Origin of the sequence: Mycobacterium sp. E2497 (assembly GCF_001668695.1) — a bacterium.
GTDB lineage: Bacteria > Actinomycetota > Actinomycetes > Mycobacteriales > Mycobacteriaceae > Mycobacterium.
Genome location: NZ_LZKD01000184.1, coordinates 82,437 through 105,248, shown reverse-complemented (window position 1 = coordinate 105,248; position 22,812 = coordinate 82,437). Strand labels below are relative to the sequence as shown.

General features: G+C 68.9%; 21 protein-coding genes and 1 tRNA gene. 9 read left to right on the top strand and 13 right to left on the bottom strand.

Annotation, left to right across the window (positions count from 1 at the left end; genetic code table 11):
* Positions 1-9 precede the first annotated feature (9 nt).
* Positions 10-936, top strand: a complete 927-nt coding sequence (locus A5713_RS17605; RefSeq protein WP_197509012.1) for a cytochrome P450 — start codon at positions 10-12, stop codon at positions 934-936.
* Between the two features lie 18 nt (positions 937-954).
* Here A5713_RS17605 and A5713_RS17600 read toward each other — a convergent pair.
* Positions 955-1,038, bottom strand: a tRNA-Tyr gene (locus tag A5713_RS17600).
* 69 nt (positions 1,039-1,107) lie between these two features.
* Between A5713_RS17600 and A5713_RS17595 the strand changes: the two genes are divergently transcribed.
* Together A5713_RS17595 and A5713_RS17590 are read left to right on the top strand one after the other, a co-directional pair.
* Positions 1,108-1,599, top strand: a complete 492-nt coding sequence (locus tag A5713_RS17595) for a YajQ family cyclic di-GMP-binding protein (protein WP_068097571.1) — start codon at positions 1,108-1,110, stop codon at positions 1,597-1,599.
* A gap of 169 nt (positions 1,600-1,768) precedes the next feature.
* Positions 1,769-3,280, top strand: a complete 1,512-nt coding sequence (locus A5713_RS17590; protein ID WP_067917703.1) for an NAD(P)/FAD-dependent oxidoreductase — start codon at positions 1,769-1,771, stop codon at positions 3,278-3,280.
* An 18-nt stretch (positions 3,281-3,298) separates the two neighbouring features.
* Here A5713_RS17590 and A5713_RS17585 read toward each other — a convergent pair whose 3' ends face one another.
* Positions 3,299-4,669, bottom strand: a complete 1,371-nt coding sequence (locus A5713_RS17585) for a trypsin-like peptidase domain-containing protein (protein WP_231980476.1) — start codon at positions 4,667-4,669, stop codon at positions 3,299-3,301.
* Positions 4,670-4,963: 294 nt separating this feature from the next.
* On the opposite strand from A5713_RS17585, the gene A5713_RS17580 reads away from it, so the two are divergent.
* Together A5713_RS17580 and A5713_RS17575 are read left to right on the top strand one after the other, a co-directional pair.
* A complete protein-coding gene (locus A5713_RS17580; protein WP_067917705.1) occupies positions 4,964-5,989 on the top strand; it encodes an NAD(P)H-dependent glycerol-3-phosphate dehydrogenase in 1,026 nt (341 codons plus the stop codon).
* Positions 5,990-6,234: 245 nt separating this feature from the next.
* Positions 6,235-7,788, top strand: a complete 1,554-nt coding sequence (locus A5713_RS17575) for a SulP family inorganic anion transporter (RefSeq protein WP_067917707.1) — start codon at positions 6,235-6,237, stop codon at positions 7,786-7,788.
* A 16-nt stretch (positions 7,789-7,804) separates the two neighbouring features.
* On the opposite strand, the gene A5713_RS17570 is transcribed toward A5713_RS17575, so the two are convergent.
* The 3 genes from A5713_RS17570 to grcC1 all read right to left on the bottom strand — a co-directional run bounded on the left by A5713_RS17570 (position 7,805) and on the right by grcC1 (position 10,317).
* On the bottom strand, positions 7,805-8,161 hold the full coding sequence (locus A5713_RS17570; RefSeq protein ID WP_067917709.1) for a type II toxin-antitoxin system HicB family antitoxin: 357 nt from the start codon (positions 8,159-8,161) through the stop codon (positions 7,805-7,807).
* Positions 8,162-8,357: 196 nt separating this feature from the next.
* Entirely contained in the window at positions 8,358-9,218 is an 861-nt protein-coding gene (gene htpX, locus A5713_RS17565) for a zinc metalloprotease HtpX (RefSeq protein WP_067917711.1), read from the bottom strand.
* Between the two features lie 82 nt (positions 9,219-9,300).
* Complete coding sequence (gene grcC1 / locus A5713_RS17560) at positions 9,301-10,317, bottom strand: nonaprenyl/(2E,6E)-farnesyl/geranylgeranyl diphosphat synthase (protein WP_068097566.1); 1,017 nt, start codon at positions 10,315-10,317, stop codon at positions 9,301-9,303.
* Between the two features lie 15 nt (positions 10,318-10,332).
* On the opposite strand from grcC1, the gene menJ reads away from it, so the two are divergent.
* Complete coding sequence (gene menJ, locus A5713_RS17555) at positions 10,333-11,580, top strand: menaquinone reductase (RefSeq protein ID WP_156751926.1); 1,248 nt, start codon at positions 10,333-10,335, stop codon at positions 11,578-11,580.
* Between the two features lie 92 nt (positions 11,581-11,672).
* On the top strand, positions 11,673-12,026 hold the full coding sequence (locus A5713_RS17550) for a DUF732 domain-containing protein (RefSeq protein WP_067917714.1): 354 nt from the start codon (positions 11,673-11,675) through the stop codon (positions 12,024-12,026).
* Between the two features lie 7 nt (positions 12,027-12,033).
* Here the strand turns inward: A5713_RS17550 and A5713_RS17545 are convergent, their stop codons facing one another.
* Complete coding sequence (locus A5713_RS17545) at positions 12,034-12,726, bottom strand: demethylmenaquinone methyltransferase (protein ID WP_067917716.1); 693 nt, start codon at positions 12,724-12,726, stop codon at positions 12,034-12,036.
* A gap of 100 nt (positions 12,727-12,826) precedes the next feature.
* Between A5713_RS17545 and A5713_RS17540 the strand changes: the two genes are divergently transcribed.
* A complete protein-coding gene (locus tag A5713_RS17540; protein ID WP_068097563.1) occupies positions 12,827-13,651 on the top strand; it encodes an SDR family oxidoreductase in 825 nt (274 codons plus the stop codon).
* 9 nt (positions 13,652-13,660) lie between these two features.
* Here A5713_RS17540 and A5713_RS17535 read toward each other — a convergent pair whose 3' ends face one another.
* Genes A5713_RS17535 through A5713_RS17510 form a run of 6 tightly spaced genes read right to left on the bottom strand, consistent with a single transcriptional unit; the run spans position 13,661 to position 20,445 of the window.
* Positions 13,661-14,815 carry a glycosyltransferase family 1 protein gene (locus tag A5713_RS17535; protein ID WP_068097561.1) on the bottom strand — a complete coding sequence of 385 codons (1,155 nt, stop codon included), beginning with the start codon at positions 14,813-14,815 and terminating at the stop codon, positions 13,661-13,663.
* A gap of 38 nt (positions 14,816-14,853) precedes the next feature.
* A complete protein-coding gene (locus tag A5713_RS17530) occupies positions 14,854-15,387 on the bottom strand; it encodes a DUF3592 domain-containing protein (protein WP_156751925.1) in 534 nt (177 codons plus the stop codon).
* Between the two features lie 7 nt (positions 15,388-15,394).
* Complete coding sequence (menD, locus tag A5713_RS17525; protein WP_068097558.1) at positions 15,395-17,020, bottom strand: 2-succinyl-5-enolpyruvyl-6-hydroxy-3-cyclohexene-1-carboxylic-acid synthase; 1,626 nt, start codon at positions 17,018-17,020, stop codon at positions 15,395-15,397.
* A gap of 55 nt (positions 17,021-17,075) precedes the next feature.
* Positions 17,076-17,858, bottom strand: coding sequence for an alpha/beta fold hydrolase (locus tag A5713_RS17520; RefSeq protein WP_067917722.1), 783 nt, complete (start codon positions 17,856-17,858; stop codon positions 17,076-17,078).
* Positions 17,855-18,835 carry an o-succinylbenzoate synthase gene (locus A5713_RS17515; protein ID WP_068097555.1) on the bottom strand — a complete coding sequence of 327 codons (981 nt, stop codon included), beginning with the start codon at positions 18,833-18,835 and terminating at the stop codon, positions 17,855-17,857. The genes A5713_RS17520 and A5713_RS17515 overlap by 4 nt, the downstream gene beginning before the upstream one ends.
* A complete protein-coding gene (locus A5713_RS17510; protein ID WP_068097552.1) occupies positions 18,832-20,445 on the bottom strand; it encodes an amidohydrolase in 1,614 nt (537 codons plus the stop codon). The genes A5713_RS17515 and A5713_RS17510 overlap by 4 nt, the downstream gene beginning before the upstream one ends.
* A 77-nt stretch (positions 20,446-20,522) precedes the next feature.
* Between A5713_RS17510 and fadD8 the strand changes: the two genes are divergently transcribed.
* Positions 20,523-22,124, top strand: a complete 1,602-nt coding sequence (fadD8, locus tag A5713_RS17505; protein ID WP_068097550.1) for a fatty-acid--CoA ligase FadD8 — start codon at positions 20,523-20,525, stop codon at positions 22,122-22,124.
* 58 nt (positions 22,125-22,182) lie between these two features.
* Here fadD8 and A5713_RS17500 read toward each other — a convergent pair whose 3' ends face one another.
* Positions 22,183-22,746 carry a TetR/AcrR family transcriptional regulator gene (locus tag A5713_RS17500; protein WP_068097548.1) on the bottom strand — a complete coding sequence of 188 codons (564 nt, stop codon included), beginning with the start codon at positions 22,744-22,746 and terminating at the stop codon, positions 22,183-22,185.
* Positions 22,747-22,812: the final 66 nt, after the last annotated feature.

Here is a 22,812-nt window from a genome sequence, read left to right as displayed (position 1 = left end):
GTATCGAGAATGCGGAAGCTGATGCTGCCGTGGTTCGCCCCAAAGCGGCTCGCGCCGTTCAGTGGCCGGATCCAGGAATTGACCGACGGCTGCTTCGACGACATGGCCGCGGCGCACGACCGCCATCCCGGCCAGCCCGTGAACTTCCATGACCTGGTGGGATTCCGGCTTCCGGGCCTGGTGATCTGCGCCATGCTGGGTGTCCCCGACGCGGACCGCGACCACGTGATCGGCCTGTCCGGGCGCCTGGGCAGCACCGCCGACGCCGATGACAAGATGGCCGCCATCGCCGAACTCCGGCAATGCGTAACCCGTCTGCTCGAGACCAAGCGGCATGCCCGCGGCGAAGACGTCTTCTCGCATCTGTTGGCCGCTCAGGATGCCGATCCCCACCTGCTCTCCGATTCCGACCTGAGATACTTCGCGGTGGGCCTGGTCTCTCCCGGTCACGAAACCATGGTGGCCCGAATGGACTTCGCGGTGCTCTACCTGCTCAGCGAGCCGAGCCGGCGGGATTGGCTGATGGCCGACGTCGGCGCACGGTTGGACAAGACCGTCGAGGAGATCCTGCGGATGACCTCGCCCCACCACACGGGCCGGCCGCGGTACGCGCTCGAGGACGTCGAGATCGGCGGTGTCACCGTACGCCGCGGCGACCTGGTGATCGTTTCCGAAGGGGCGGCGAACCGCGACCCATCCGTGTTCGACGACCCCGACGTGTTCAACCCGGACCGAATGCCCAACGGCCACATCGCCTTCGGTCATGGGCCGCATTACTGCATCGGGCAGAACCTCGCGCGCATCGAGCTGCGGATGATGGTCAGGTCGCTGTTCCAGCGGTTCCCGGACATCCGCCTGGCCGTCGACGTCAACGATCTCGAGATCATCACCGACCGCATCGACGGCGGTGTCGCGGCGGTTCCGGTCACCTGGTGACAGGCGGCCGCGAGCTGGTGGTGGCAGGTACAGGATTCGAACCTGTGAAGCTTTCGCGACGGATTTACAGTCCGCTCCCATTGGCCGCTCGGGCAACCTGCCGCCAGACAGGTTACAACGAGGGGGTAGACAAAGCACAAACGGCCATCACGGGATGAAGGGACGGATCGAATGGCGGACTCATCGTTCGACGTTGTCAGCAAAGTCGAGCGCCAAGAGGTCGACAACGCACTCAACCAGGCCGCCAAGGAGCTGGCCACCCGCTTCGACTTCCGCGGCACCGACACCACGATCGCGTGGAAGGGCGACGAGGCTATCGAGCTGACATCGTCCACCGAGGAACGCGTCAAGGCGGCCGTCGACGTCTTCAAGGAGAAGCTGATCCGCCGGGACATCTCGATGAAGGCCTTCGACGCCGGCGAGCCGCAGGCGTCCGGCAAGACCTACAAGGTCAGCGGCACCCTGAAGCAGGGCATCGACAGCGAGCACGCCAAGAAGATCACCAAGCTGATCCGCGACGAGGGGCCGAAGGGCGTCAAGACGCAGATCCAGGGCGACGAGATCCGCGTGACGAGCAAGAAGCGCGACGACCTGCAGGCCGTCATCTCGATGCTCAAGCAGGCGGACCTGGACGTCGCGCTGCAGTTCGTCAACTACCGCTAGGCGGGCGGCGGCTTCGGGGGCACCGCGGCCGCGAGCGTAACCTCACCGCGAAATTGCGCCCGATTTTTCGCATTGTCGTTACGCTCGCGCTCGACGGGCGATTACTGGCCCGGCCAACCGGTGGGTGCCTAATGTAGTGACCAGCCCCACAATGTGAGCGAGGTTCACGATGACCGTGACTCCCCAGGAAGCCGGCGCCCCGGTACCGACCGAGGCCGAGTACTCGGACGTCATCATCGTCGGCGCCGGCATCTCCGGCATCGACGCGGCCTACCGGATCAGCGAGCGCAACCCGCAGCTGACCTACACCATCCTGGAGCGGCGCGCACAGATCGGCGGCACCTGGGACCTGTTCCGCTATCCGGGCGTGCGCTCGGACAGCAGCATCTTCACGCTGTCCTTCCCGTTCGAGCCGTGGACGCGCAAGGAGGGGGTGGCCGACGGTGTCCACATCCGCGAGTACCTGGTTGCCACGGCGCGCAAGTACGGCATCGATCGTCACATCCGGTTCAACGCCTACGTCCGCTCGGCCGACTGGGATTCGGCCACCGACACCTGGACGGTCACCGTCGAGCAGGACGGCGCGCGCAAGCTTTACCGCGCCCGATTCCTGTTCTTCGGCAGCGGCTACTACAACTACGACGAGGGCTACTCCCCCGACTTCCCCGGTATAGAAACGTTCGGCGGCACGGTGGTACACCCGCAGCACTGGCCGGAGGACCTGGACTACACCGGCAAGAAGATCGTGGTGATCGGCAGCGGGGCCACCGCGGTCACGCTGCTGCCCTCGCTGTCGGACCGGGCCGCCAAAGTGACCATGCTGCAGCGCTCCCCGACCTACCTCATCTCGGCCTCCAAGTACAGCAAGGTCGCCGCCGCCGCGCGGAAAGTGCTGCCCCGCAAGCCGGCTCATCTCGTCGTCAGGATGTACAGCGCGCTCACCGAGGCGGTGTTCTTCGCCCTGTCGCGCAAGGCGCCGGGGCTGGTGCGGTGGCTGCTGCGGCGCAAGGCGATCAGTAGCCTGCCCCCCGGCTATGACGTCGACACCCACTTCAAGCCGCGGTACAACCCGTGGGACCAGCGGATGTGCCTGATCCCCGACGCCGATCTGTACAACGCCATCACCGCCGGCCGCGCCGACGTGGTCACCGACCACATCGACCATTTCGACACGAGCGGCATCGCGCTGAAATCGGGCGCGCACCTCGACGCCGACATCATCGTCACCGCGACCGGCCTGCAGCTGCAGGCCCTGGGGGGGACGGCGATCAGCCTGGACGGCAACGACGTCAAGACCAACGACCGCTTCGTCTACAAGGCGCACATGCTCGAAGACGTGCCCAACCTGTTCTGGTGCGTCGGCTACACCAACGCGTCGTGGACGCTGCGCGCCGACATCACCGCTCGGGCCACGGCAAAGCTGCTGGCGCACATGGCCGCTCACGGCTACACGCACGCCTACCCGCATCGCGGCAACGAGCCGATGACCGAGAAGCCGTCGTGGGACATCAACGCCGGTTACGTGTTGCGGTCGGTGCACGCGTTGCCGAAATCGGGCACCAAGCGGCCGTGGAACGTGCGGCAGAACTACCTCGCCGACGCCATCGATTACCGCTTCGACCGCATCGAGGAGGCGATGGTGTTCGGGCGGGTTTCCGATCGGGAGGCGTTGGCGGGCTAGGGCCGGCGCTCGGCCGGCTCACCCGGCAGAGATCTGCTTCCCGCAGTTCGGGCAGAACCTTTCGGCGGGATGGTGCTCGGCGCCACAGCCCGCGCAGAAGTGGGGTTCGGCTGCCGTCGACGGTTGTGCAACGGCTATGCCCGCAGGCTGCGCGGCGCCGGGCGGTTCCGGCGTGCCCGGCACCGGCGCCGGTGCAACGGGCGGCGCGGGCTGCGGGGCGAAGGGTCCGGCTTGCGGCCCGCCCGCCGGGAACTGCCCGCCCGGGACCGGCTGGAAGCCGGTCACCCCGGCTGGGGCCGGCCGCCGCCGACGGGTTGTCACCACCACCAGGACGACACCGGCGCCCACGGCGAGCAGCAGCGCAACGCCGCCCAGGAGGTACCACCGCGATTTCGAGCTTCCAGACGCCGACACATCACCGTACTGCGCCCGCAGATTGACCGCGTTCGTCTTCAGATCGGCCACCCCGGGATAGTCGGGTGACATCGACAGGGCCTGGTCGAAATGTTTGATCGCGTCGGTGTAGTGACCCGTGTAGTACGCGTCGAGCCCTTTGCGGTAGGACACGTCGGCGGGCCCGAGCGTCGCCTTGACACCCTTGCCCGCCAGGACCGCGGCCAGGCCGTCCGCGGGCGCGATGAAGTTGAACGCCTGCGGCTCGCCGGTGGGGCCGAAGCTGTTGAGCCCGATCACCTTGCCGTTGAGCTCGATGGTCGGGCCGCCGCTCATGCCCGGGGACACCGCCGCATCGATCTCATACTCCGGAATGGTTCCCATGGAGGACTTTTTGCTGACCTTGCCGCTCTTGTTCGTCGGGTCCAGGGAGGGATCGGTGACACGCTCGGTGCTCCCCGGGAATCCCACGGCGAGAACCGAGGTGCCGATGTTGACGTCGGCGTCGGTGGCCAGCTCGGACGACGGCATATTGTGCTTCTCCACCTTCAACAGGGCGACATCGCCCTTCTCGAGGGGCTTGAAGTCGACGACGTTCGCGGGCATCTTGCCGGCGACCTTCGTCCCGGTGCCGTACAGGAGCGTGATGCTGATCTCGGGGCCCCGGTCGGCGGTGGTGCCTTCAACGTGAGCGTTCGCGCGCAGCCATTCCACCGCCCGCTCGGGATCCGCCGCCTCGGGCGAGTCCGGGAATTCGGCGATGTAGTCGTTGGCGGCATGCCTGAGGATCGCGCTCTTGGCTTCCTCCGGGTCGACGCAGTGGCCGGCGGTCGCCACCCAGCCGTCGGGATTCACGACGAAGGCGGTGCAGCCCCAGGCGGCATCGAAGGCCCTGTTGACGTTGGGTTCGCTGTAGTGCGGCAGGAGGTCGCCGTTGGGTAGCCGGACCCACCCGGCGGCTTCGGCGGCGAAGTACATCACGGCGGGCCTTATCATGGCCGCCGCCCTTTCCTCCGGGTTGGTCTGCGGACGACCGCCATCGGCGGATGCGATGCCTGGCGACCCAAGCAGCGAGAGGGCAGCCGCAGACAGCAAGGCCAAGCTGCGGCCCGGTAGGCGCCTCTTGGTCAAGAGGCCGGCTGGGCGGGACATGATTTCTCCTTTACAGGTTGTTGACGTTGACGATCCGGCGCGCCACGCCACGGGGCTAGGGACAGAAGTCCCTGGGTGCCGGGTCATTGGTTCGTGAACTGCTTCTAAATCGTTGGTGTCGGCAATACGCTGATCGCCATGGCGGCACAGATGCGCGAACCCAACGTCGTTGTCCTCGGTGGTGGTTCCTGGGGAACCACGGTGGCGTCCATCTGTGCGCGCCGGGGACCGACGCTGCAGTGGGTGCGGTCGGAGGAGACGGCGAAGGACATCAACGAGAACCACCGCAACAGCCGTTACCTCGGCGACGATGCGGTGCTCAGCGACACCCTGCGCGCCACCTCCGACTTCGCCGAGGCGGCCAACTGCGCCGACGTCGTGGTGATGGGCGTTCCCTCCCACGGGTTCCGGGGCGTGCTCACCGAGCTGGCCAAGGAGCTGCGGCCCTGGGTGCCGGTGGTGTCTTTGGTCAAGGGGCTCGAGCAGGGCACCAACATGCGGATGTCGCAGATCGTCGAGGAGGTGCTGCCCGGTCATCCGGCGGGAATCCTGGCGGGCCCGAACATCGCGCGCGAGGTCGGCGAGGGCTACGCCGCGGCGGCGGTGCTGGCCATGCCCGACCAGCATCTGGCGACCCGGCTGTCCGGGCTGTTCCGCACCCGGCGTTTCCGGGTCTACACCACCGACGACGTCGTCGGGGTGGAGATGGCGGGGGCGCTGAAGAACGTCTACGCCATCTCGGTCGGGATGGGCTACTCGCTGGGCATCGGGGAGAACACCCGGGCGCTGGTGATCGCCCGCGCCCTGCGCGAGATGACCAAGCTGGGGGTGGCCATGGGCGGCAACCCCGACACCTTCCCCGGCCTGGCCGGCCTGGGCGACCTCATCGTGACGTGCACCAGCCAGCGCAGCCGCAACCGGCATGTGGGTGAGCAACTGGGCGCCGGCAAGCCGATCGACGAGATCATCGCCTCGATGAACCAGGTCGCCGAGGGCGTGAAGGCCGCCAGCGTGATCATGGAGTTCGCCAACGAGTTCGGACTGAGCATGCCGATCGCCCGCGAGGTCGACGCGGTGATCAACCACGGTTCGACCGTCGAGGAGGCCTATCGCGGCCTGATCGCCGAAGTCCCGGGCCACGAGGTGCACGGTTCGGGCTTCTGAGCTGGCCGTGCGGCGACGCGGAATTTAAATCTTTGCGTTCCATATGGGCTTGACCCATCGGCTTGACCCGGCGTTTGCCAGCAAAATACCGTCGACGAAGCAGCCAGGGGTTCCCGGCCGCGGCTCCATGGGTCCGGACGGGTTATAACTTGCTGTGCGCCAAGGTGTTACGCCGACGTAATACAGCGCCACTCGGGGCGGATATCGGAACATCCCCCGCTAACTCCTAACGAGGGACGAGACCGATGCAGGACATCGAACAGCTCGGCAATCAACCTCAAGGCCACGGCACGCACGCGCGCAAGGACAGGGTGCGATCGATCATCCGCCACGACCTGCCTTCGTCGCTCGTGGTCTTCCTGGTCGCACTCCCGTTGTCCTTGGGCATCGCGATCGCTTCCAACGCCCCGGTGCTCGCCGGCCTGATCGCCGCGATCGTCGGGGGCATCGTGGTCGGCGCCATCGGCGGGTCACCGCTGCAGGTCAGCGGCCCCGCCGCCGGGCTGACCGTCGTCGTCGCCGACCTGGTCTCCGACTTCGGTTGGGGCGTAACGTGTTTGATCACCGTAGCCGCGGGCGCGCTGCAGGTGTTGTTGGGACTCAGCCGCGTCGCGCGGGCGGCCCTCGCGATCTCACCGGTGGTCGTGCACGCGATGCTGGCGGGCATCGGCATCACGATCGCGCTGCAGCAGGCGCACGTGTTGCTGGGCGGAAAGTCCAAGAGCACAGCCTGGCACAACCTCATCGGGCTGCCGGGTCAGATCATCGGCGCGCATCGTCCCGGGGTCATCCTCGGCGTGCTGGTGATCGTCATCCTCGTCGGGTGGCGGTGGGTTCCGGCCAAGGTGCGCCGCGTTCCGGGCCCGTTGGTCGCCATCGTCGCCGTGACCGTGGTGTCGGTCGTCTTCCCGTTCCACGTGCGCCGGATCGACCTCGAGGGGTCGCCGCTGGACGCGCTGCAGCTGCCCGACCTTCCGCACGGCAATTGGGGCGCGGTTGCGATCGGAGTGATCACCGTCGCGCTCATCGCCAGCGTCGAGAGCCTGCTGTCAGCGGTGTCGGTCGACCGGATGCACAACGGGCCGCGCACCGACTTCAACCGGGAGTTGGTGGGACAGGGCGCCGCCAACATCGTCTCGGGCGCCATCGGCGGGCTGCCGGTCACCGGGGTGATCGTGCGCAGCTCGACCAATGTCAACGCCGGCGCCCGATCCCGGGCCTCGGCCCTCCTGCACGGCGTGTGGATCCTGCTGTTCACCGTCCCGTTCGCGGAGCTCGTCGAAGAGATCCCCACCGCCGCGCTGGCCGGACTGCTCATCGTCATCGGCGTTCAGCTGCTCAAGCCGGCTCACATCGAAACCGCAATGAAGCACGGCGATCTCGCCGTGTACGTCGTGACCTCGGTCAGCGTCGTCTTCCTCAACCTGTTGCACGGCGTGATGATCGGTCTGGCGCTGGCCATCGCGTTGACCGGTTGGCGGGTCATCCGCGCCAGGGTTGAGGCGAAGCCGGTCGACGACGAGTGGCAGGTGGTGATCGAGGGTGCGGCGTGCACGTTCCTGGCGCTTCCGCGGCTGACGCGGGTTCTGGCGTCGATCCCCAGCGGAAGCGTTGTCACCGTGGAGGTTTCGGTGCACTACCTGGATCACGCTGCGCATCAGGCGGTCAGCGACTGGCAGCGCCAGCACGAGGCCAACGGCGGCGCGGTCCGGATCCGGGGCAGGCTGGAGACGGGCCACGCGGCTCGCAGGGATGCAAGCGAGCTGATCGAACGCGAAAGACCCGGGGCCGCAGCCTGATCGGGCACCGGGCTAGCTAGTCCCACCCCGAGAGGCCGAAGGTCTCGCTCGGCGCCCGCCCGCTGAGTTTCTGGACTATCCATTGGTTCATCGGCACGCCCTGCTCGATGGCTTCCAGCGCGAGGCGGGCATGCAGCTGCGGTGAGGTTCTGACGAGGATTCTCCCACTGTAGCGGCGTTCGGAAAGCGGTTCGGGGGGCACCTCTCCGGTTTCTCGCAGGGCTTCCACGTGGACCTTGACAGCCTCCTCGATGGCGGCCACGGCCTGGGGCGCCGTCGGCGCTTCGCGCCTCATGTAGGGCAATTCAATGCATACGCCCAGGTATTCGTTGTAGTCGGGCAACCATTGCGCGCGGTAGGTGTAGCGGTCCACGCGGGACTTGATAGCACGGGCGATATCAAATCGGGGAGTCACTCATCCCCAGCTGAGGGGGCGTGCGGCGGGCGGGGTGGCGCGGGCGTCGGGCGGGTGGCCCGGCTCTCCAGACCATGTGGCTCACTCAAAATTTGATAGCGCGGGTGATATCAAAAGATCGGCAACCCACTCGTACCGCGGAGAGCGTCGACAGCTAGCCGCGCGCCATCGCCTCCAGCCGCCGGATGCGGTCTTCGATCGGCGGGTGCGTCGAGAACAGCGACCCGATTCGCTCGCCCGCCCGGAACGGGTTGGCGATCATCAGGTGCGCCTGGCTGGCGAGCTGCGGCTCCGGCGGCAGCGGGGCCATCTGCACCCCGCCGGAGATCTTGCGCAGCGCGGACGCCAGGGCCAACGGGTCGCCGGTCAGCACGGCGCCGGATTCGTCCGCCTGGTACTCCCGTGACCGGGATACCGCCAGCCGCACCACGGTCGCGGCGATCGGGCCCAGCAGCGAAACCAGCAGCAGCGCAAAGGGATTCTCGCCGTCGCGGTTACCGCCGAACATGCCGGCCCACATGGCCATGTTGGCCAGCGCGGTGATGATCGACGCCATCGCGCCGGCGATGCAGGAAATCAGGATGTCGCGATTGTAGACGTGGGAAAGCTCGTGACCCAGCACCGCGCGCAACTCACGCTCGTTGAGGATGCCCAGGATGCCGGTGGTGCAGCAGACGGCGGCGTTGCGGGGGTTGCGGCCCGTCGCGAAGGCGTTGGGGGCGTTGGTGTCGCTGATGTAGAGCCGGGGCATCGGCTGGTGCGCGGCGGTGGCCAGCTCGCGCACGATCCGGTACATCACCGGCGCCTGCAGTTCGGACACCGGTTGCGCGTGCATGGCCCGCAGCGCGAGCTTGTCGCTGTTGTAGTACGTGTAGATGTTCATCCCGACGGCGAACAGCACCGCCAGCAACATGGCCGTCCTGCCGAACAGCGATCCGACAAACACGATCAACGCGGACATACCGACCAACAGGGCGAAGGTCTTCAGCCTGTTGGCATGGGGATGCCAGGTCATCGGTGTCCTCCTCGGAGCACTCAGGAATTGACTACTACAGCCAATTGAACGCCCGAGATGGGTCGTTGGGTTCCGCGACCCGCTACCCGTGCCGGCTGATGGTGTAGTCGACCAGCGTTTGCAGCGCGCGCCGGCCGGCCACGTCGGGCAGAAGGGCCAGCTCGTCGCGGGCCTCGCCCGCATATTCGGCCAGCGTCTGCTTGGCCTTCGCCATGCCCGGGGACGCCCGAAGCAGGGCGAGGGCCTCGGCCACCGCGTCGTCGTCGTCGATCGGACCCGCCAGCAGCTCCCGCAACCGCGCCGCGTCGGGGCCGGGTTCGCGCAGGGCGTAGAGCATCGGCAGGGTGTGCACGCCTTCGCGCACGTCGGTGCCGGGCAGCTTGCCCGACTCGTGCGAATCGCTGTCGATGTCGATGATGTCGTCGGAGATCTGGAACGCGGTGCCCACGATGCCGCCGAGGCGGCTCAGCCGCTCGACCTGCTCCGCGTCGGCGCCCGAGAACATTGCGCCGAACCGGCCGGCCGCGGCGATCAGGCAGGCGGTCTTCTCGTACACCACCTTCAGGTAGTGCTCGATCGGGTCCACGCCTTCGGCCGCGCCCGTCAGGCCGCGCGTCTCGCGCATCTGGCCCGTTACCAGCTGGGCGAACGTCTCGGCGATCAACCGCACCGCCTCCGGTCCCAGCAGGGAGACCAGCCGCGACGCCGTGGCGAACAGGTAGTCCCCGGCCAGGATCGCGACGTTGTTCCCCCATCGGACGTTTGCGGTGGGCGCGCCGCGGCGCACCTCCGCCTCGTCCATCACGTCGTCGTGGTAGAGCGTCGCCAGGTGCACCAGCTCGATGACCGCGCCGGCGATGGTCACATCGTGCGCCTCGGGGTTCGGCCCGATCTGGGCGGACAGCACCGTGAACAACGGCCGGAATCGCTTGCCGCCGGCCTTGAACAGGTGCGTCAGCGAGTCGGTCATCACCTCGTCGGCGCTGCGCAGCTCGGTGTCCATCAGCTGCTCGATCCGCCCGACGCCGTCACGCACGGCCGCCGCGAACGCGGCGTCGCCGAAGTCCACGCCCGCCACCACCGTCGCCGGAGTACTCACCCGACCAACATACTGGTGAGCGTGGAGACCAAAGCCGACCTGGTGGTCGCCGGAGCCGGGCCGGCCGGTTCGGCGGCCGCCGCGTGGGCCGCGCGCGCGGGCAACGACGTGCTGGTCATCGACTCCGCCAGCTTTCCGCGCGACAAGCCGTGCGGTGACGGGCTGACACCGCGCGCCGTCGCCGAGTGCGAGCGCCTCGGGCTGGGCGAGTGGCTGGACACCCGCATCCGGCATCGGGGCCTGCGGATGAGCGGATTCGGTGGCGAGGTGGAAGTCGGCTGGCCGGGCCCGTCGTTCCCCTCGACCGGCAGCGCGGTGGCCCGGCTCGAGTTGGACGACCGCATCCGTAAGGTCGCCGAGGACTCCGGCGCGCGGATGATGTTGGGAACGAAAGTCGTTGCGGTTCATCGTGACTCGTCGGGGCGCGTGGTGTCGCTGACGTTGGCCGACGGCACGGAGGTGGGCTGCGGGCGGTTGATCGTGGCCGACGGGGCGCGGTCTTCACTGGGCCGTAAGCTGGGCCGGCGCTGGCATCAGGAGACGGTGTACGGCGTCGCGGCCCGCGGATATCTGGCCACCGCGCGCGCCGACGACCCGTGGCTGACGTCGCATCTGGAGCTGCGCGGACCCGACGGCTCCAAGGACAAAGTGCTGCCCGGCTACGGCTGGATCTTCCCGCTGGGCAACGGGGAGGTGAACATCGGCGTCGGGGCGCTGTCGACGTCGAGGCGGCCGGCCGATCTGGCGCTGCGACCGCTGATCGACCACTACACCGACCTGCGCCGCGACGAGTGGGGCTTCGACGGGCCCCCGCGGGCCGTGTCGTCGGCGCTGCTGCCGATGGGCGGCGCCGTGTCCGGGGTGGCCGGACCCAACTGGATGCTGATCGGCGACGCCGCCGCCTGCGTCAACCCGCTGAACGGCGAGGGCATCGACTACGGCATGGAGACCGGGCGGCTGGCCGCCGAGCTGCTGGACTCCTGTGGCCTGTCCCAAGACCTGTCGCAGGTGTGGCCGTCCCTGCTGCAGCAGCACTACGGCCGGGGGTTCTCGGTGGCGCGCCGACTGGCCCTGTTGCTGACCTTCCAGCGGTTCCTGCCCGCGACGGGGCCGGTCGCGATGCGCTCCCCCAGGCTGATGACGATCGCGGTGCGGGTGATGGCCAACCTGGTCACCGACGACGACGCCGACTGGGTGGCGCGGGCCTGGCGGGGCGCCGGACGGCTGTCCCGGCTGATCGATCGCCGGGTGCCGTTCAGCTGAGCGCCTTTGACGTGCGCAAAAGGCCAACGGGCCTGGTAGCGGCCGCCGACAATTTTCCGCACGGTTCGGGCGCGCGGTGTATAGTCCGGCTAATGAAGGGAACGAAGCTGGCTACTATCGGCGGCCTGGCCGTCACCGCCATCGCGCTGGCCGCGCCGGCGCTGGCCTCGCCGCCGCCGTCCAACGACTACGACGCCCCGTTCAAGAACACGGTCAACGGCTTCGGCATCTATCAGCCGCAGGACCAGTTGGCGTGGCTGGGCAAGATCACCTGCGACCGGATCGGCCGGGGCGTGGACGGTGACCCGTACAAGTCGGCCAACTTCATCCAGCGCAACCTGCCGCGGGGCACCACCCAGGGCCAGGCGTTCCAGTTCCTCGGCGCCGCGGTCGACCACTACTGCCCCGACCAGGTCGGCTTCGTGCAGCGCGCCGGTACGCACTAGCTCGTTCTCAACGCAGGGGCTTATAGCCCGCGTGTAGTGCGACGATGCCGCCGGTCAGGTTGCGCCACCGCACCGCCGCCCACCCCGCCCGGGCTATCTCGCGCGCCAGGCTCGCCTGGTCGGGCCACGCCCTGATCGACTCGGCCAGGTAGACGTAGGCGTCGGGATTGCTGGACACCGCGCGCGCCACCCGCGGCAGCGCCTGCATCAAGTACTCCTTGTAGGCGGTGGCGAACAGCGCGTTGGTGGGCGTGGAGAATTCGCATACCACCAATCGGCCTCCCGGGCGCGTGACGCGCGCCATCTCGCGCAACGCCGCCTGCGGGTCGACGACGTTGCGCAAGCCGAAACTTATTGTGACAGCATCGAATACGTCGTCACCGAACGGCAGCCTGGTGGCGTCGGCGGCAACTTTCGGCACGTGGCGGGCCGCACCCGCCGCGAGCATGCCGACCGAGAAATCGGCCGCCACACACCAGGCCCCCGACTTCTGCAGCTCGACGGTGGATACCGCGGTGCCCGCGGCCAGGTCCAACACCTTCTGGCCCGGCCCGATCGTCAGCGCCGAACGGGTGGCCTTCCGCCAGTACCGGTCCTGCCCCAGCGATAGCACGGTGTTGGTCACGTCATAGCGGCGGGCGACGCCGTCGAACATCGACGCGACGTCCCGGGGGTCCTTGTCCAAGGCCGCGCGACTCATGGTGGAGACGCTACCGACTGGATAACGGACCACTCGCTTTCGCCCCCACGCGTGTGAGCTCTCGGGGAATTACGTGGCGACATCGGCGTTGCAACACTGCGTGACTCAAAAAGTTTGGTTTATCACCGGTACATCGCGCGGTTTCGGACGGGCGTGGACGATCGCGGCGCTGGAGCGTGGCGACAAGGTGGCCGCCACGGCGCGCAACACGGCGTCACTGGACGACCTGGCCGAGAAGTACGGCGACGCGCTGCTGCCGATCCGGCTGGACGTCACGGATCGAGACGCCGACTTCGCCGCGGTCAAGCAGGCACACGACCACTTCGGTCGTCTGGACATCGTGGTGAACAATGCCGGCTACGGGCAGTTCGGGTTCATCGAGGAACTCTCCGAGCGGGACGCACGCGATCAGATCGAGACGAATGTCTTCGGGGCGCTGTGGATCACCCAGGCTGCGCTGCCGTACCTGCGCGAGCAGCGCAGCGGGCACATCATTCAGGTGTCCTCGATCGGGGGCATCACCGCGTTCCCCTTGGTCGGCATGTACCACGCGTCCAAGTGGGCGCTGGAAGGCTTTTCGCAGGCGCTGGCCCAGGAGGTCGCCCCGTTCGGCGTGCACGTCACGTTGATCGAACCGGGCGGTTTCGACACCGATTGGGCCGGAGATTCGGCCAGGCACGCCGACCCCCTGCCGGCGTACGACGACGTGCGCGCGGCCGTCCAGGCGGAACGCAGCAAGCGGTGGGCCAGCCCGGGCAACCCGGAGGCGTCCGCAGCCGCGCTGCTCAAGGTTGTCGACGCCGAAAATCCGCCGCTGCGAGTGTTTTTCGGCTCGTCGCCGCTGGGAACCGCTAAGGTCGACTACGAGAACCGACTGCGCACCTGGGAGGAATGGCAGCCCGTCGCCGAACTGGCGCAGGGCTGAGGCGTCAGCTCACTCGCCTTGCGCGTACCGCTTGGCGAACACGCGCCGTCGGGCGAACGGCGATAGCACCGCCTCGTAGTGGCCGAGCAGCTCGTCACAGATGACCGGCCAACTACGGCCGAGCACGCTGCGCCGGGCGGCCAGTGCGTAACGCTGCCGTTCGTCGATCAAATGGGTGACGGCCGCAGGCAACTTCGTCTCGAACTCGTCGACGCCCAGTAACAAACCGGTGCGCCACGGCGTGACGAGGTCACGTGGGCCGCCGGCGTCGGGGGCGATCACCGGCAACCCCGACGCCAGCGCTTCCTGCACGACTTGGCAAAATGTCTCGTGCTCGCCGGGATGCACGAAGGCGTCCATGCTGGCGTATGCCGCCGCGAGTTCGTCACCGTACAAGGCCCCGGTGAAAACCGCTGTGGGCATGGCCTTTTGCAGCTTGGCGCGGTCGACACCGTCACCGACGATGACGAGTTGCAACCCGTCCCGCGCCGCCAGCGGGATCAGCCGCTCGACGTGCTTCTCGGGCGCCAGCCGGCCCACGAAGCCGACGATCGGCTTGCCCTGTGGCGACCATCGCCGCCTGAGCTCCTCATCACGCGCCGACGGGGCGAACCGCAGCACGTCCACCCCGCGCGCCCAGTGGTGTACCCGCGGGAAGCGGTGCGCCACAAGCGATTCCATCGTCACGCTGGAAGGGGCCAGCGTGCGGTCGGCGAGACTGTGCAGATGACGGAACCAGGCCCACGCGGCGCGAGACGTCATGGGAATGCCATAACTGGCCGCGAAACCCGGCACGTCCGTTTGATACACGGCGACCGTCGGCACCCCCAGCCACCGCGCCGCCTTCACGCCGCCGTAGCCGAGCAGCGCCGGCGAGGCCAAATGCACGACGTGCGGGTCGAATCCGCGCAGCACCTTCACCATCCGCGGCATCGGCACACCGAGCGGCAACGTGGTCACCTTCGGGAACATCCGCGACGGAACCCGATGCACGCGGATGCCGTCGTAAATCCGGTCGGCCGGGACCGCACCGGGCGGGGTGTCCGGGGCGATGACGAGGGCTTCGTGACCCGTCCGGCGCAGGTGCTCGAGAACCCGGATCACCGAGTTGCTGACACCGTTGACTTCCGGCAGGAACGATTCGGCGACGATGGCAACGCGCACAACACCACGGTGTCAGCACCGACTTTCGACAAGGTTGCCTACGGGCATACGTCGTGCGAAATCTGCTGGTCGGACACCTCCGGGCGCCGGTCCAGCAGCTTATCGAGCAGCGCCAGGCCGATCAGCAGGAGCGTCGCCACCAGCCAGCCCACCACCGCGATGGAGCCCGCCGGGATGATGGCCAGCCCCGCGTTGCGGTGCTGCACGCGAACCAGATTGGGGTCGTTCTTGTTGTATTCGACGTAGATGCGCATGCCCGTGGCCAGATGCGACGGATACAGCACGCCGAGCTCCGGGCGATACGTGACCCGCTCGGGTGTGACGAATTCGATGGTGGAGCGCCGCGGGCCGGCGCTGAGCACCTCGGCCTGCGCCACCCCCATGTTGTGTTGGATCGCAAGGTCGTTACGCCAGGCGCCGGCGACCAGCAGGATCGACTGCAGGGTGACCAGGGCGGCCACGATGAGCACCGCAATGCGGGCCCAGCGCAACGCAATCCTGGGCCGGGTGCTCGGCGGTTGGTCGCTGCGGCCGTGAATCAGTATGTGCAGCAATCTCTTCGGGAAATTCACCGAGCCCTCACAGGGCCGCCTTGATCGCGGCGTGGAGCTGGCGCAGCGACGAGCGGTCGGCCTTGACCTCCAGCACCCGCATGCCGGCCGCGGGTTCGTCGAGGGCCGCGCTGAGCTGGTCGACCTCGATCTGCCGGCTCTCGACGTGATAGGCGCGGCACAGCGCCCCCACGTCGACGTCGTGCGGAGTGCCGAAGATCCGCGACGACACGTCCGAGAACCTCGGATCGCCCTGCTCGAGCAGTTCGAAGATGCCGCCGCCGTTGTCGTTGGAGACCACGATGGTCAACCGGCGCGGCGTCGGCTCGGTGGGGCCGATCAGCAGCCCGGAGCTGTCATGGACGAACGTCATGTCGCCGATCAGCGCGACGGTGCGCCCCTCGTGAGCCAACGCGGCGCCGATCGCGGTCGAGACGGTGCCGTCGATGCCGGCGACGCCGCGGTTGGAGCGCACCCGGATGCCGTGGGTGTCGAGGCCGACCAGCGCCGCGTCGCGGACCGGGTTGGAGGCCCCCAGCACCAGCTGGTCACCGGGCCGCAGCGCGTCGGCCACGGCCGCCGCAACGTGCAGGCCCGTGGTGAGCGGGTGCGCCTCGAGCTGGCCGCGCACCGCGTCGATCGCGTGGCTGTTGACCTCCGCGCAGCGCCTCAGCCAGGCGGGATTCGGGGCGCCGGTGGTCACCGCCCGGGTGCCGGTGGCCTGTGAGTTGCCCGAGACGTCTGGCCAGCGCGGTCCGGTGGTCAACGCGTACACCGGGACCTTGGGGTCGGCCAGCAGCGCCGACACCGGCCTGTGCAAGGTGGGGCGGCCGAGCATGATCACCTGCTTGGGGCGCAGCAGCGGCAGGGCCAGGGGATGCAGGGGGTTGGCCGGCGCCGGGGCCGTCGGCTCGGCGACGGTCGGCAGCTCCGCGAGGTTGGGCTGGGCGCCCGCACCGTGGCCGGCGATGACGACCGTGTCGGGCGTCAGGTCGATGTCCAGCGGCTGGTCGAACGTCACGGGCGGCGTGTAGGTCCACGGCAGCCCGCCGGGCCGTCCCTGGGGGATGACGGCGCCGTGCGGCTCGGGATCGGGCACCAGCGGTTCGCGCAGCGGGATGTCGAACTGCACGGGGCCGGCGTTGGCGGTGCGAGACCCCGTGGCGGCCACCAAGACCCGGCAGGTGGCCGATCGCCAGGTGGCGTTCAGGGCGTCCAGCCGTTCGGGGGCGTCCTCGGCCAGGCCGAGGCTGATGGCGGTGCGGACCTGGGTGCCGAAGTAGCCCAGCTGCTCCATGGTCTGGTTGGCCCCGGTGCCCAGCATTTCGTAGGGCCGGTTGGCCGACAGCACGATCAGCGGCACCCGGGCGTAGTTGGCTTCCACGACGGCCGGCCCGAGGTTGGCGACGGCGGTGCCCGACGTCATCGCGACACAGACCGGGGCGCCGGCGGCGATGGCCAGCCCGATGGCCAGGTAGCCGGCGGTGCGCTCGTCGATGCGGACGTGCAGCCGGATCCGCCCGGACCGGTCGGCGTCGGCCAGCGCGAACGCCAGCGGCGCGTTGCGCGACCCGGGGCACAGCACCACGTCGCGCACGCCGCCGCGGATCAGCTCGTCAACGACGACGCGGGCCTGTGTCGTCGAGGGGTTCACTCATACAGAGTGTCACAGCCGGCCAACCGGGTGCGTGGAGCAGCGGGGTCGGGACTTAGTTGCTGGCGAAGAACTTCAGCGCCGCCTCGTTGACGGCGTCCGGACGCTCGAAGAACCCGAGGTGGCCGGCGTCGGCGATCTGCACGTAACGGCCATTGGGCAGCGCGTCCGCGACCTCTCGGCCCAGGTAGGGCGGCGTCAACACGTCGTCGGAGAAGCCGATCACCAGCACCGGCGTCGTGATGCCGCGGTAGGCCGGCAACCGGTTGGTGTACGGGGCGATGTCCAGCTGACACCGCATTCCCGGGGTGGACTTGACCGGCCACATGGAGAACATCGCGATCCAGTCCGCGACCGCGACGTCGTCGTTGAGCGTCCTGTGCGAAAAGTTTTCCAGCAGGCGGATTTTCGCCTCGTACGAGCTCGGCACCTGGACACCGGCATCGGCCAGCTCGGCCTCCGCGTCGCGGAAGAACTCACGGGTCTTGTCCATGCGGCCGCGGGTGCCCATCAACACCGCGGAGCTGACGAGTTCGGGCCGGGCGAGCATGAGCTCCTGGGCGATGAACGCGCCCATCGACATCCCGACGATGCGGGCCGGGGCGGCGTCGAGCCCTTCGATCAGCGCCGCCGTGTCGGCGACCATGGTCTGCGTCGTGAACCCCTGGGCGTTCTCGGTGGCGCCGATCCCGCGGTTGTCGAAGGTGATCACGCGGTAACCGGCCGCCAGGAACGCGGGAAGCTGATACGGGTGCCACGTCCGACCGGCGCCGCCGTGACCGCTGATGAACACCACGGGCTCACCGGAGCCGCGGTCGTCGTAAGCCAGGTTGATCACTCCGACGACGGTACAAGCAGTCCGTGGCAGGCCTTGACCCGGTCGATCCACCATTGCCGCCGCTGCGCGGGCGCGGCCAAGGCGCGCAGCCGCGCCAGGTCGGGCGTGACCGGGCCCACCGGCAGGGCGCCGTCGATGGGCGGGGCGACGTCGGCCACGTCTTCGGTGAACAGCCCACCGGTGCCCAGGCCGCACGCGTGGTCCAACACCGGCAGGGCCGCCGCGGCGGCCAGCCCGGCGGCGATCCCCACCGCCGAGTCGATCGCGCTGGAGACCACGACCGGGATGTCGATCTGCGCGGCGATCGCCAGCATGGCCGAAATGCCGCCCAGCGGAGCGACTTTCAGCACGGCGATGTCGGCGGCACGGGCGCGGACCACGGCCAGCGGGTCGTCGGCCTTGCGGATGCTTTCGTCGGCGGCGATCGGCACGTCCGGCATGTCCGGCCGCAGGCGCAGGGCCGCGAGCTCGGCGACGGTCGCGCACGGCTGTTCGAGGTATTCCAGCGGGCCGTCGGCGATCAGGGCGGCGGCCGCCTGCACCGCCTGCTCCACGCTCCAGCCCCCGTTGGCGTCCACCCGCACGGTTGGTACGAGTCTGCGCACCGCGTTGACCCGGTCGACGTCGTCGGCCAGCGTCTGGCCGGGTTCGGCGACCTTCACCTTGGCCGTGCGGGCGCCCGGGAAGCGGGCCAGCACCTCGCCCACCCGGGCGGCCTCAACGGCCGGCACGGTGGCGTTGATCGGGATGCGGTCGCGCCGCGGCGGCGGCGGACGGCGGTAGGCGGCGGCGATCGCCGACGCCAGCCAGTGCGCGGCCTCGGGCGGGCGGTATTCCAGGAAGGCCCCGAACTCACCCCAGCCCGCGGGCCCCTCGATCAGGGCGACCTCCCGGGTCGTGATGCCGCGGAACCGCACCCGCATCGGCAGCGCGACCACGTGCAGGCGGTCGAGCAAGTCCTGGGTGGATGGAATCACTCGCCGTAAACCTGGCGGCCGGCCAGATACGTCGCACGCACCTGCAGGTCGGCGATCTGCTCGGGCGGCACGGTCCGCGGGTCGGCGGAGAGCACCACCAGGTCGGCGTACTTGCCCACCTCCAGCGAGCCGGTCACGTCGTCGGCGAACAACTGCCAGGCCGCGTCGATGGTCTGCGCGCGGATGGCCTGCTCGACCGTCAACCGCTCCTCGGGTGCCAGCACCCGACCGCTGGGCGCCGTGCGGGTCACCGCGACGCTGATGTTGCGCAGCGGCTCCTCGGGCGTGACCGGGGGGTCGTTGTGCAGGGAGATGCGCATGCCGGTGGCCACCGCGGAACCCGCCGGCATCCAATGGGATCCGCGCTCGGGACCGAACAGGCCGTCGACCAGGATGTCGCCCCAGTAGTGGATCTGGTCGACGAAGATGCTGCAGGTGACCCCGAGGTCGGCGGCGCGCTGCAGCTGTTCGGGCCGGATGGCGCCGACGTGCTCGAGCCGCAGCCGGTGGTCGGGGCGCGGGTGACGCTTGAGCGCCTCCTCGTACACGTCGAGGATGGTGTCCACCCCGGCGTCACCCTGCACGTGGCAGGCCATCGGCCAGCCCAGCGGGAAGTAGGCGCCGACGATCTCGCTGAGCTGCTCGCGCGTGTAGTTGGCGTGTCCGCAGGAGCCGGGCGCCACCCCGATGGTGCGGGTGGCGTCGGTGTCCAGGTACGGGAAGGACAGCGCGATGTTGCCCACCCACGGGGAGCCGTCCACCCAGATCTTGATGCCGACCTGGCGCAGCATGTCGTCGCCCTGACCGGGGGTGGCGTCGGTGTGCATCTGCGGGTTGGAGATCTCGTAAGTGCGCAGCCGGACGGTCAGCTCGCCGCGCAACTGCTCGACCAGCGGCCCGAACGCCGGGTCGAAGGCCATCTCCGAGCAGGTGGTGAGGCCGGCGCGGTTGAGCCGGGCGCATTCGGCGCGCAGCATCGCCGGGTAGTCGCTCGGCGCGATGGCGCCGGCCAGCAACGGAAACACCGCGCCGGTTTCCTCGGCGGTGCCGTCCAGGTCCCCGTGCGCGTCGCGGCCGAAGCGGGCGCCCTTGGGATCGGGGGTGTCCCGGGTCAGGCCTGCGTGCCGAGCCGCGTGCGAATTGAAGAAGGCCTTGTGCCCGGAATTGTGGATGATGATCAGCGGCCCGTCCGGCGCCATCTCGTCGAGCCAGGCCAGCGTCGGCCGGGGCAACCCGGGCTGCAGCAGCGGATCCCAGCCGTTGAGGAACGCGCCGGCTTCGCCCCGCTTGGCGACCTCGCTCCGGACGGCGGCGACGACGGCGTCGGCGTCGGCCACCGTCACGGGCCGGATATCGACGATCCGGTCCGACAGCGCCAGCGCCTCCATCAGCGGATGGCCGTGTGCCTCAACGAATCCCGGCATGACGCAGCCTCCACCTAACGAGCCGACGTCGACGGTCTGGGTGTCGGGGCCGACGAGTCCCGCGACGTCCGACCGGCTCCCGACGGCGACGATGCGCCCGTCGGCGACGGCGAGCGCCTCGGCCGTGGGGCGTTTGTCGTCGACGGTGAGCACGGTCCCGGTGATGACGAGGTCGGCGTCGGCCATGAGAACGGATGCTAGTGCTCCTGGGTGCCATGGAGGGTCTGGCTGACCGGAATTGCAACACGTTCTAGTCTGGCCACATGAGTGACGAGCTGCTGCGCCATCCCATTCATTCCGGACACCTGACCGTCGGTGCGCTCAAGCGCAACAAGAACAAGCCGGTGCTGCATCTCGGCGACACCACGCTGACCGGCGGTCAGCTCGCCGAGCGCATCAGCCAGTACATCCAGGCGTTCGAGGCGCTCGGTGCGGGCACCGGCGCGACCGTCGGGCTGCTGTCGCTGAACCGGCCCGAGGTGCTGATGATCATCGGCGCCGGCCAGACCCAGGGTTACCGGCGCGTGGCCCTGCACCCCCTGGGCTCGCTGGACGACCACGCCTACGTGCTGGGCGACGCCGGCGTGACGTCGCTGATCATCGACCCCAACCCGATGTTCGTCGAGCGGGCGCTGGGCCTGCTGGAGAAGGTGCCCGGCCTCAAGCAGGTCCTGACCATCGGCCCGGTCCCCGAGGCGCTCGGCGATTCCGCGGTGGACCTGGTGGCCGAGGCCGCGAAGTATTCGCCCAAACCGTTGGTGGCGGCCGACCTTCCGCCCGATCACATCGGCGGGATGGCCTACACCGGCGGCACCACCGGCAAGCCCAAGGGTGTGCTTGGCACCGCGCAGTCGATCACCACGATGACCACGATCCAGCTGGCCGAGTGGGAGTGGCCGGAGAACCCGCGCTTTTTGATGTGCACCCCGCTGTCGCATGCCGGGGCGGCGTTCTTCGTGCCGACCATCATCAAGGGCGGCGAGCTGGTGGTGCTGACCAAGTTCGACCCGGCGGAGGTGCTGCGGGTGATCGAGGAGCAGAAGATCACCGCGACCATGCTGGTGCCGTCGATGATCTACGCGCTGATGGACCACCCGGATTCGCACACCCGCGACCTGTCCTCGCTGGAGACCGTCTATTACGGCGCCTCGGCGATGAACCCGGTGCGGCTGGCCGAGGCCATCCGCCGCTTCGGGCCGATCTTCGCCCAGTACTACGGGCAGTCCGAGGCCCCGATGGTGATCTCGTATCTGGCCAAGAAGGACCACGACGAGAAGCGGCTCACCTCCTGCGGGCGGCCCACCCTGTTCGCGCGCACGGCACTGCTGGACGCCGACGGCAACCCCGTGCCGCAGGGCGAGGTCGGTGAGATCTGCGTGTCCGGGCCACTTTTGAGCGGCGGGTACTGGAACCTGCCGGAGGAGACGGCCAAGACGTTCAAGGACGGCTGGCTGCACACCGGCGACATGGCCCGCGAGGACGAGGACGGCTTCTGGTTCATCGTCGACCGGGTGAAGGACATGATCGTCACCGGCGGGTTCAACGTGTTCCCGCGCGAGGTCGAGGACGTCGTCGCCGAGCACCCGGCCGTCGCGCAGGTGTGCGTGATCGGCACGCCGGACGAGAAGTGGGGCGAGGCCGTCACCGCGGTGATCGTGTTGCGGCCCGACCATCCCTCCGACGAGGAGTCGGTGGCGCGGGTGACCATCGAGATCCAGTCCGCCGTCAAGGAGCGCAAGGGTTCGGTGCAATCGCCCAAGCAGGTGATCGTCGTCGAGTCGGTGCCGGTGACCGCTCTGGGCAAGCCCGACAAGAAGGCCGTGCGCGCGCGGTTCTGGGAGGGCGCCGACCGCGCCGTCGGCTGAGCGGCTCTCGCCGAGCGTGAAATTAACTTCACGCTCGCGCCCGAGCGTGAAACTGGCTTCACGTTCGGGGCGCGCCGGGGCTAGGCGCAGTCACCCCAGCGACCAGCAGGTCGAGCATGCGACCGGTCTGCTCCGCCGAGCCGCTGGCCAGGAAGATGCCGATCAGGCTGGACACCACGTCGTCGGCCCGCACGTCGGAGCGCAGGCTGCCGTCGTCGGCGCCGGCCCGCAACAGCAGGTCGACGGCGCCGACGATGCTGTCCCGAGTCTGGCTGGGCTGCATGGCACCCGAGTCGAAGATTGCGTGCAACGACTCGGCCATGCCGCGCTTGGCGGCCACGAAGGCGGCGTAACGATCCATCCAATTGCGCAGCGCGGTCTTGGGTGGATGCCGCCCGAGGAGCCGTTCGGCCGCCGCGGCCACCTCCGCGAGCTCGGCGCGGTAGATGGCCTCGACCAGCGCCTCCCGGTTCGGGAAATGGCGGTAGAGCGTGCCGATCCCGACGCCGGCCTCGCGCGCGATCGACTCCAGCGACACCGGCCGGCCTTGCGAGAACGCCGCCGTCGCCACCTCGAGCAGCCGCTCACGGTTCCGGCGTGCGTCCGATCGGATCTCGGCCAAAGCGGAGGATCCTCCGTTTCTGCTACGCTCGAATAAGCGGAGGATCCTCCGCATCTTCTCCAGTCT

Excerpts from the sequence above, each read along its gene's own strand:
- A5713_RS17575 (WP_067917707.1), top strand. The coding sequence starts at position 6,235 with ATGCAGGACATCGAACAGCTCGGCAATCAACCTCAAGGCCACGGCACG.
- fadD8 (WP_068097550.1), top strand. The coding sequence starts at position 20,523 with ATGAGTGACGAGCTGCTGCGCCATCCCATTCATTCCGGACACCTGACC.
- A5713_RS17590 (WP_067917703.1), top strand. The coding sequence starts at position 1,769 with ATGACCGTGACTCCCCAGGAAGCCGGCGCCCCGGTACCGACCGAGGCC.
- A5713_RS17605 (WP_197509012.1), top strand. The coding sequence starts at position 10 with ATGCGGAAGCTGATGCTGCCGTGGTTCGCCCCAAAGCGGCTCGCGCCG.
- A5713_RS17510 (WP_068097552.1), bottom strand. The coding sequence starts at position 20,445 with ATGGCCGACGCCGACCTCGTCATCACCGGGACCGTGCTCACCGTCGAC.
- A5713_RS17585 (WP_231980476.1), bottom strand. The coding sequence starts at position 4,669 with ATGATAAGGCCCGCCGTGATGTACTTCGCCGCCGAAGCCGCCGGGTGG.
- A5713_RS17580 (WP_067917705.1), top strand. The coding sequence starts at position 4,964 with ATGGCGGCACAGATGCGCGAACCCAACGTCGTTGTCCTCGGTGGTGGT.
- A5713_RS17545 (WP_067917716.1), bottom strand. The coding sequence starts at position 12,726 with ATGAGTCGCGCGGCCTTGGACAAGGACCCCCGGGACGTCGCGTCGATG.
- A5713_RS17595 (WP_068097571.1), top strand. The coding sequence starts at position 1,108 with ATGGCGGACTCATCGTTCGACGTTGTCAGCAAAGTCGAGCGCCAAGAG.
- A5713_RS17550 (WP_067917714.1), top strand. The coding sequence starts at position 11,673 with ATGAAGGGAACGAAGCTGGCTACTATCGGCGGCCTGGCCGTCACCGCC.
- htpX (WP_067917711.1), bottom strand. The coding sequence starts at position 9,218 with ATGACCTGGCATCCCCATGCCAACAGGCTGAAGACCTTCGCCCTGTTG.